The organism is Devosia sp., assembly GCF_030689745.1.
Lineage (GTDB): Bacteria > Pseudomonadota > Alphaproteobacteria > Rhizobiales > Devosiaceae > Devosia > Devosia alba.
The window spans coordinates 1-8,626 of the sequence record NZ_JAUYGL010000208.1; the positions used below are offsets into that span (position 1 = coordinate 1).

General features: G+C 46.6%; 9 protein-coding genes. All 9 read left to right on the forward strand.

Annotation, left to right across the window (positions count from 1 at the left end):
* Nucleotides 1-179 precede the first annotated feature (179 nt).
* Genes Q8O80_RS18185 through Q8O80_RS18225 form a run of 9 tightly spaced genes read left to right on the forward strand, consistent with a single transcriptional unit; the run spans nucleotide 180 to nucleotide 8,562 of the window.
* Nucleotides 180-1,367 carry a UDP-N-acetylglucosamine 4,6-dehydratase gene (locus Q8O80_RS18185; RefSeq protein ID WP_305581881.1) on the forward strand — a complete coding sequence of 396 codons (1,188 nt, stop codon included), beginning with the start codon at nucleotides 180-182 and terminating at the stop codon, nucleotides 1,365-1,367.
* 2 nt (nucleotides 1,368-1,369) lie between these two features.
* Nucleotides 1,370-2,521 (forward strand): LegC family aminotransferase, encoded by a 1,152-nt coding sequence (locus Q8O80_RS18190; RefSeq protein WP_305581883.1) that lies wholly within the window; start codon nucleotides 1,370-1,372, stop codon nucleotides 2,519-2,521.
* On the forward strand, nucleotides 2,518-3,105 hold the full coding sequence (locus Q8O80_RS18195; RefSeq protein WP_305581885.1) for a NeuD/PglB/VioB family sugar acetyltransferase: 588 nt from the start codon (nucleotides 2,518-2,520) through the stop codon (nucleotides 3,103-3,105). The genes Q8O80_RS18190 and Q8O80_RS18195 overlap by 4 nt, the downstream gene beginning before the upstream one ends.
* Nucleotides 3,102-4,100, forward strand: coding sequence for an N-acetylneuraminate synthase (gene neuB / locus Q8O80_RS18200; RefSeq protein WP_305581888.1), 999 nt, complete (start codon nucleotides 3,102-3,104; stop codon nucleotides 4,098-4,100). The genes Q8O80_RS18195 and neuB overlap by 4 nt, the downstream gene beginning before the upstream one ends.
* The gene (locus Q8O80_RS18205; RefSeq protein WP_305581890.1) at nucleotides 4,097-4,642 is read left to right on the forward strand and encodes an ORF6N domain-containing protein; all 546 of its coding nucleotides are present in this window, start codon (nucleotides 4,097-4,099) and stop codon (nucleotides 4,640-4,642) included. The genes neuB and Q8O80_RS18205 overlap by 4 nt, the downstream gene beginning before the upstream one ends.
* Nucleotides 4,639-5,808: a UDP-N-acetylglucosamine 2-epimerase gene (neuC, locus tag Q8O80_RS18210; protein WP_305581892.1), complete on the forward strand. Its 1,170-nt coding sequence runs from the start codon at nucleotides 4,639-4,641 to the stop codon at nucleotides 5,806-5,808. Before Q8O80_RS18205 ends, neuC begins: the two co-directional genes overlap by 4 nt.
* Nucleotides 5,805-6,854, forward strand: coding sequence for a nucleotidyltransferase family protein (locus tag Q8O80_RS18215; protein WP_305581894.1), 1,050 nt, complete (start codon nucleotides 5,805-5,807; stop codon nucleotides 6,852-6,854). Before neuC ends, Q8O80_RS18215 begins: the two co-directional genes overlap by 4 nt.
* The gene (locus Q8O80_RS18220) at nucleotides 6,854-7,570 is read left to right on the forward strand and encodes an acylneuraminate cytidylyltransferase family protein (protein ID WP_305581896.1); all 717 of its coding nucleotides are present in this window, start codon (nucleotides 6,854-6,856) and stop codon (nucleotides 7,568-7,570) included. The genes Q8O80_RS18215 and Q8O80_RS18220 overlap by 1 nt, the downstream gene beginning before the upstream one ends.
* Nucleotides 7,567-8,562 (forward strand): Gfo/Idh/MocA family protein, encoded by a 996-nt coding sequence (locus tag Q8O80_RS18225; RefSeq protein ID WP_305581898.1) that lies wholly within the window; start codon nucleotides 7,567-7,569, stop codon nucleotides 8,560-8,562. Before Q8O80_RS18220 ends, Q8O80_RS18225 begins: the two co-directional genes overlap by 4 nt.
* The last annotated feature ends 64 nt before the right edge of the window (nucleotides 8,563-8,626 follow it).

An 8,626-nucleotide genomic window follows, 5' to 3' on the forward strand; every position in this document is an offset into this window, starting at 1 on the left:
GTGATCGTGTATGAGCCAGCGCTGAAGGAACCAGACTTCTTCCACTCCAGAGTGGTGAATGATCTCGCTCAGTTCAAGCAGGAGGCTGATGTGATCGTGGCCAACCGCATCACCGAGGATATCCGCGATGTGGCGGATAAAGTGTATAGCCGCGATCTATTTGGAAAGGATTAAAAACAATGTCTATTCTTTCCCTCATTGGCCGAGATAAAGAGCTTTTCGTTCAAGACGTAAGCAATCATGAAGCTGAGCTTCAGCGAATCATAGCTGCATCCACCTTTTTGGTCATTGGCGGTGCTGGGTCCATCGGGCAAGCCGTCACCAAAGAGATATTCAAAAGAAAACCGTGCAAGCTGCATGTTGTCGATATCAGCGAAAACAACATGGTGGAGTTGGTGCGCGATATCAGAAGCTCGTATGGATATATCGATGGCGACTTTCAGACCTTTGCCTTGGATGTGGGCTCCGTTGAATATGACGCTTTTATTAAGGCGGATGGCAAATACGACTATGTGCTCAATCTATCCGCGCTAAAGCATGTGCGTAGCGAGAAAGATCCGTTCACACTGATGCGCATGATCGATGTGAACATTCTCAATACGGAGAAGACGCTTCTTCAGTCCATCGCAAATAAATCGAAGAAATACTTTTGCGTCTCCACTGATAAAGCAGCGAATCCCGTCAATATGATGGGCGCGTCGAAGCGGATCATGGAAATGTTTTTGATGCGACGGAGTTTAGAGATCAGTATTTCCACGGCTCGCTTCGCCAATGTGGCGTTTTCGGACGGCTCGCTTTTGCACGGTTTCAATCAGCGCATCCAAAAGCGTCAGCCTATCGTCGCGCCGCAGGATATTAAAAGATATTTCGTTACACCCAAAGAATCCGGAGAGTTGTGCCTCTTGTCGTGTATCTTCGGCGAAAACATGGATATATTCTTCCCTAAGTTGAGCGAAGAATTGCACCTCATCACCTTCGCCGAGATTGCAGCAAAATACCTCAAGCAAATCGGTTATGAGCCTTATCTATGCACATCGGAAGACGAGGCGCGCAAGTTGGCAGAAACGTGGCCTGCCGAAGGTAAGTGGCCTTGTTTATTTACGGATAGCGATACGACCGGAGAAAAAGATTTCGAAGAGTTCTTCACCGAAAATGAAACGCTCGATATGGCACGCTTTCAGAATCTGGGAGTGATTAAAAATAAGCCAACATTCGACAATCAGGCGCTAGTAAATTTTACTCAATTTATTAATGAGCGAAAGAATGTACAGAGTTGGACGAAAGAAGAGATCGTCGATTTGTTCCATAAAATGATTCCTGATTTCGGACACAAAGAAACGGGTAAATATTTGGATGGGAAGATGTAGCAATGAACAAAAAGCATCAAGACATTATCGATTTCGTCCGGGGCTTGTATCAAACGACGGAATTCATTCCATTACATGAGCCTAAATTCGTCGGGAACGAAAAAGCTTATGTGGTTGACTGCATCGACTCGACCTTCGTGTCCAGCGTAGGGAAATACGTTGACCGATTCGAATTGGAAATGGCGAAATATACCGGCGCCAAATATGCCGTAGCCACAGTGAATGGGACTGCCGCCTTGCATATCACGCTCAAGCTGGCGGGAGTGAATCGGGGCGACGAGGTGATCACCCAATCTTTGTCATTCGTGGCAACTTGCAATGCGATCAGCTATTGCGGAGCAGAGCCTGTATTCATCGATGTCGATAGGGATACATTGGGGCTGAGCCCCCAAAGCCTGAGCGAGTTTCTGTCGGCCAATACGACTAGAACGGCAGAGGGGTGTATCAACAAAACGACTGGGCGAAGAATCGCCGCCGTGGTTCCCATGCATACCTTTGGGCATCCGTGCCGAATCGACAAAATCGCCGGGATTTGTGAGGAATTCGGCATCCCCTTGGTTGAAGATGCAGCCGAGAGTTTGGGTAGCTACTATCAGGGCAAGCATACGGGGACGTTCGGCAAGCTCGCCGCCTTCAGCTTCAATGGCAACAAAACCATTACGACCGGCGGCGGCGGGATGATCATTACCGATGACGAGGTATTGGCGAAGCGCGCAAAACACATCACCACGACTGCGAAGAAACCTCATCCGTACGAGTTCATTCATGACGAGATCGGTTACAACTATCGCTTGCCGAACATCAATGCGGCATTGGGGTGCGCACAGATGGAATGCTTGCCGAGAATATTGGAAAGTAAGCGTGTAATTGCATCTGCCTATGCGGATTTCTTCGCTACTTCAAATATCACCTTTGTAAAGGAGCCCGCCCAGGCAAGTGCGAATTACTGGCTTAATGCCTTGGTATTAGAGGATAAGCAGGCTAGGGATGTATTCCTGAAAGAGTTGAATGAGGCAGGCGTGATGTCGAGACCGATTTGGCGCCTGATGAATGAGCTGCCAATGTTTGAAAGCTGCCAGTCTGATGCACTGGTCAATGCCAAGTGGCTTGAAGATCGTGTCGTCAATATTCCGAGTAGCGCGAGAGTAAAATGAAGCCTGAACTGATATTGATCGGTGGCGGCGGGCACTGTGCATCATGCATCGATGTCATCGAGCAAGAGAATAAATTTACAATTGCCGGGTTTGTGGATATAAATGATGCCGTAGTAAAGCTGCTTGGTTATTCATTGCTGGGCAGTGACGATGACCTCAAACGGCTCAAGGCTGATTATGACTATGCTTTTGTCACAGTAGGGCAGATCAAGAGCCCCGAGATGCGTATGCGGCTCTATGAAAATATAAAGTCGTTGGGGTTCAGACTTCCTGCAATCGTTTCTCCAAGAGCTTATGTATCCAAGCATGCATCTGTAGGTGAAGGCACAATCATCATGCACGACGCATTGATAAACGTGCGCGCAACCATCGGTAATAACTGCATTATCAACAGCAAGGCACTTATAGAGCATGATGCGGTTGTGAAAGATAATTGCCATATCTCAACAGCAGCCATCGTCAACGGTGGCACGATTGTTCGGCAAGGGACTTTTGTGGGAAGTAATGCGGTGACTAGGGAAGGCGTTCAGACTAGGGAGAATGATTTTATTAAGGCCGGGGAATTATTTAAGGGGTATGCATGAGTAGCGTTTTTGTTATTGCTGAAGCTGGAGTCAATCACAATGGCTCTATTGAGCTGGCAAAAAAACTAATTGATGTGGCAGTAGACTCAGGTGCCGATGCAGTTAAATTTCAGACCTTCAAGGCAGATAAACTTGTCAGCAAAACTGCCCAAAAAGCAGACTATCAAAAACAAACAACTTCGGCGGGCGAGTCTCAATATGAAATGATCAAGAAGTTGGAGCTAAACGAGGATGCACACCGCGTACTTATCGACTACTGCAATGAAAAGCGAATCATGTTTCTCTCGACGCCGTTCGATCATGACAGTATCGAATTGTTGAATAACTTTGGAATGCCAATCTTCAAGATTCCCAGCGGAGAAATCACCAATCTTCCCTATTTGCGACATATAGGGAAGATTGGCAAAGAAGTGATTCTCTCGACCGGTATGGCTGATTTGGGCGAAGTGGAAGATGCATTGGATGTCTTGACGGGGCAAGGTGTCCCCAAAGAGAAGATTACAGTGCTGCATGCCACAACGGAATACCCGTGCCCTATCGACGAAGTCAACCTCCGTGCCATGCAAACGATGCGGGATGCATTCGGAGTCAAAGTCGGATATTCAGACCATACGCAGGGAATCGAAGTGCCGATAGCCGCAGTTGCAATGGGCGCTTGCGTGATTGAAAAACACTTCACGCTAGATTGCACCATGGATGGGCCGGATCATAAAGCCAGCTTGGAACCGAAAGAACTCAAGGCAATGGTGCAGGCGATTCGTCGTATAGACCAAGCATTGGGGGACGGCATTAAGAAGCCCAGCAAGAGCGAAGCGAAAAATATTCCAATCTCGCGAAAAAGCATTGTTGCTTCGCGACCAATCAACCTCGGCGAGCTTTTTAGCTTAGACAATATCACCATCAAACGACCTGGAAATGGCATTAGCCCCATGCGATGGGATGAGGTCTTGAGTCAGGCCGCGCAAAAAAACTACAAAGAGGATGACCTGATATGAGTGGACTCGTAAAATTAGAGAATATAAAAAATCTGATCATTGAGATAAGAGAGCAATCGGTGTTGCTTGATAGCAATGTCGCTGATATTTACGGCGTTGAGGTCAAAAGGATAAATGAGGCGGTAAAAAACAACCCAGAAAAGTTTCCTGACGGATACATATTGGAGCTTGATAAAAGTGAGTGGAACTCATTGAAGTCGAAATTTTCGACTTCAATGAAAGGGGGCAAAGTAAAGCTTCCATGCGCATTCACCGAAAAAGGTTTGTATATGTTGGCCACCATCCTCAAAAGCCCGCAAGCAGTACAGGCAACACTGTCCATTATTGAAACATTCTCAAAAATCAGAGAACTGTCCAGAAGCATCAAAGAGTTATCGGAGGTCCAAGATAAAGCCGAGCAAAAATCACTCATGCAAAAAAGCGGTGAGTTAATCGCCGAAATCTTCGATGAAGATTTGCAAACCAGCGACACAGAAACCTCAATCGAATTGAACTTTGCGGTGTTGAAGTTTAAGCACACGATAAAGAAGAAAAACAAATGAGAAAAGTCTGCATCGTTACGGGCACCCGCGCCGAATATGGTCTCCTCTATTGGTTGATGAAAGAGATTCAGTCTGATGTGAGCTTGGAGCTTCAAGTCATCGTCACGGGGATGCACCTGTCTCCGGAATTTGGGCTTACCTACAAGGAGATTGAAAAAGATTTCGCTATCAATAGGAAAATTGAAATGCTCCTGTCGTCGGATACCTCCATCGGAATTTCCAAGTCGATGGGGCTGGCTCAAATTTCTTTTGCTGAAGCTTATGATGAATTGAGTCCGGATATTGTCGTCGTGTTGGGTGATCGCTTCGAAATCTTTAGTGCCGCCACAGCGGCGATGATTGCACGTCTTCCCATCGCACATATCCACGGCGGCGAAACAACCGAGGGTGCATTCGATGAGGCGATCAGGCACTCAATCACTAAAATGAGCCACCTTCATTTTGTGGCAACTGAAGCATATCGCCAGCGAGTCATCCAGCTTGGTGAAGCACCTGACAAAGTGTTTAATTTTGGCGCGCCCGGGCTGGACAATATCCTCAATCTGCGTTTGTTAGCGATAGAGGAATTAGAGAAAGAGACGGGTTTTAAACTGGGCAAGAAAAATCTCTTGGTGACTTTTCACCCGGTCACTTTGGAACAGAGTACAGCTAAAGAGCAATTTCAGCAGCTATTGGCAGCATTGGATGAGTTGAGCGATACTCGAATAATATTCACTAAAGCCAACGCCGATACCGATGGGAGAGTCATCAACACCATGATCGACAGCTACGTGGCTGCCAACACGGCCAAAGCAATCGCATTTACTTCTCTTGGGCAGTTGCGTTATCTATCCGCACTCCAGTATGTCGATGCGGTGGTCGGAAATAGTTCAAGCGGACTGACCGAGGCTCCATCATTCAAGATTGGCACTATCAATATCGGGGATCGCCAGAGAGGGCGAATCAGAGCAGCCAGTGTGATCGACTGTACGCCTGATAAGAGTGCGATTATTGACGCAATACAACAGCTTTACTCTCCAGGTTTTCGAAAAAGCCTCTGCGACGTTACAAATCCATACGGTGAAGGCGGCTCGTCCCAAAAGATAGCTGGAATCCTGCGTTCGCATCCATTGACGCAGTTACTGAAAAAAATATTTAATGACTTACCCGGATCGTCAATAGCATGAACAATTTCAAGAAAGTTCTTCTTTCACCCAATGCGACGATTCGTCGAGCACTTGAAATCATTGATAGTGGCTCGATGAAGATTGCGCTTGTGGTAGATGAAGATCAAAAATTACTAGGCACGCTATCTGACGGCGATGTACGCCGAGCCATTTTGAGCGGGCGCGGGCTTGAGAACTCAATCGAGACTATTTATTACCGAACACCAACGACATGCGGAATCAATGATTCAAAGGCAAAGATCCTTCAATTGGCTTTTTCGCAGAAGCTTTATCAGATACCTATTGTCGATAGTGAAGGCCGAATCGTTGGTATTGCCGAGGTTGATGAGCTGCTTCAACCAGCGCTATGCACAAACAAAGTCATATTGATGGCTGGCGGTCTGGGTACGCGCCTAAGCCCGCTGACGGACACGACGCCCAAGCCTATGCTCCACGTAGGTAACAAGCCTATCTTGGAAACCATCATCGAGAATTTTTCCAAGTATGGCTACACCGAAATCATTCTGAGCGTTAACTATAAGTCGCACATCATCAAGGAGTATTTTGGTGATGGGTCTGCCTTCGGCGTAAATCTTGAATATGTCCATGAGGCTAAACGTATGGGCACAGCAGGTGCGTTAGCGCTCATCCGCGACAACTTAACCGAGCCATTCTTTGTGATGAACGGTGATCTGCTGACCAATGTCAATTTTGAGCATATGCATGACTACCACCTTTCGCATGATGCGGTCGCCACGATGGCGGTGCGAGAATATGACTTTCAAGTGCCCTACGGCGTTGTGAATGTTAGCGATGGTAAAATAGTCTCCATCGAAGAAAAGCCTACCCATAAATTCTTCGTCAGTGCAGGAATCTACATGCTCTCACCTCAAGTTTTGGAGCATATACCCGAGGACGAGTTCTTTGACATGCCAACACTTTTTGAAAAACTGATCGCGAAAGGAAATAATGCCGTCTCATTCCCGATCAGAGAATACTGGCTGGATATTGGAAGGATGAGTGATTATGAAAGAGCAAACAACGAATATGGTGGAGTCTTCAGCTGATGATCCAAGGTAAATCATTTCTAGCCATCATTCCGGCGCGGGGCGGCAGCAAGGGATTGCCGGGGAAAAACATCAAGGAGCTTTGTGGCAAGCCGCTCATCGCGTGGAGCATTGAGGCGGGGCTGGGAAGTCAGTACATAGATGAGGTGATGGTCACGACTGATAGCGAAGAGATCGCTAAGGTTGCGCGGGAGTTTGGTGCTTCGGTTCCGTTCCTTAGGCCAGCGCCATTGGCCAGTGATACAGCCACTACTCTTGATGCCGTGAAACATGTAATTGACTTCTATCAACGTGAGTTTCACAAGAGTTTTGATTACATTGTCTTGTTAGAGCCAACTTCGCCTTTGCGAGAAGAAGGCGATCTTGATGGGATGATTGAAACAATCAGCACATTAGGTGGTGAGTACGATGCCATTGTTAGTTTGGGCGAAGTGCACGAGCATCCCTCAATCATGAAAAAAACGGTGGGCAATGCAATAGAACCATATTGCAAGGAATTGGTGATGGCAACACGCCGGCAGGACAATGAAGTTGCCTATTTCCCCTACGGTGTTGCCTACATTGTCAAAACGCAAATACTGCTGGAAGAAAAAACATTTTATCCGCGCCGAACAACGCATCACTTAATTAAACGTTTTCAGTGCTATGAGATTGATGATATTTATGATTTCCTGGCAATCGAAAATATTATGAAACATGAATGGGAGTTGAAATGAAATACTTGGTTATTGGCCTTGGTTCGATGGGAAAAAGAAGGGTTCGTAACCTACAGGCATTGGGGATAAAAGACATTGCGGGGTTCGATACTCGTTCTGATAGAAGACAAGAGTCCCAAGAGAAATACGGCATTACAGTTTTTGATGATTTGGATACTGCTATGCAGATATTCGGGCCGCAGACATTTGTTATTTCGACACCGCCCGATTTTCATATGCACTATGCCTACTACGCTTTTGAACGTGGCATTAGTTGTTTCATTGAGGCATCGGTAGTGGATGCTGACAAGATCAAACAACTGAGTGAAAAGATCAGTGGAACGCAGATTGTCATGGCGCCATCCTGCACGATGCGCTATTTTCCCGGGCCCAAAAAAGTCAAAGAACTTATTCGATCCAATGCGATTGGCAAGGTGCTAAACCTGAACTACCAGACCGGCCAGTATCTTCCCGACTGGCATCCGTGGGAAAAAATAGAAGAGTTCTACGTATCAAAGCGCGATACTGGTGCAGCGCGTGAAATCGTGCCATTTGAACTGACATGGCTGAACGATATTTTTGGCGAGGCAAAGGCGGCGGCATGTGTCAAAGCCAAGTTGACTGATATGCCAGCGGATATTGACGATATTTATCATTGCTTGCTTCGTTATGACGACAATGTCATTGCAAACTTGACGGTAGAGGTAATCTCACGCCCCAGAGCAACACGCGACATGCGTGTTCTCGGTAGCGAGGGCGAAATTGTATTTAGCGCAGATTCCAATAGCGTCCGCTATATCAATACCTCAATGGAAGAGTGGAAGGAGTTCAAGTTTGATACGGGAACAGTCGAGCGCCAGTACATCAATCCTGAAGAACCTTACATTGCCGAAATGAGAGATTTTGTTACGGCGGTGGAAGCAAAAAATCAATCTTTATTCCCCAATTCTTTGGACGAGGATTATGCGATTCTCCAAACTTTATATGCTCTTGAGCAAATGACAGGTGCCTGAACATGAATTACCAAGAACGTTTATTAAAAGCCATTCCCGGTGGTGCACACACTTACTCGCGTGG

Bases quoted from the DNA above. Each gene is read 5' to 3' on its own strand.
- Q8O80_RS18220 (WP_305581896.1), top strand. From the start codon at position 6,854: ATGATCCAAGGTAAATCATTTCTAGCCATCATTCCGGCGCGGGGCGGC.
- Q8O80_RS18195 (WP_305581885.1), top strand. From the start codon at position 2,518: ATGAAGCCTGAACTGATATTGATCGGTGGCGGCGGGCACTGTGCATCA.
- Q8O80_RS18185 (WP_305581881.1), top strand. From the start codon at position 180: ATGTCTATTCTTTCCCTCATTGGCCGAGATAAAGAGCTTTTCGTTCAA.
- Q8O80_RS18190 (WP_305581883.1), top strand. From the start codon at position 1,370: ATGAACAAAAAGCATCAAGACATTATCGATTTCGTCCGGGGCTTGTAT.
- Q8O80_RS18205 (WP_305581890.1), top strand. From the start codon at position 4,097: ATGAGTGGACTCGTAAAATTAGAGAATATAAAAAATCTGATCATTGAG.
- neuB (WP_305581888.1), top strand. From the start codon at position 3,102: ATGAGTAGCGTTTTTGTTATTGCTGAAGCTGGAGTCAATCACAATGGC.
- Q8O80_RS18225 (WP_305581898.1), top strand. From the start codon at position 7,567: ATGAAATACTTGGTTATTGGCCTTGGTTCGATGGGAAAAAGAAGGGTT.
- neuC (WP_305581892.1), top strand. From the start codon at position 4,639: ATGAGAAAAGTCTGCATCGTTACGGGCACCCGCGCCGAATATGGTCTC.
- Q8O80_RS18215 (WP_305581894.1), top strand. From the start codon at position 5,805: ATGAACAATTTCAAGAAAGTTCTTCTTTCACCCAATGCGACGATTCGT.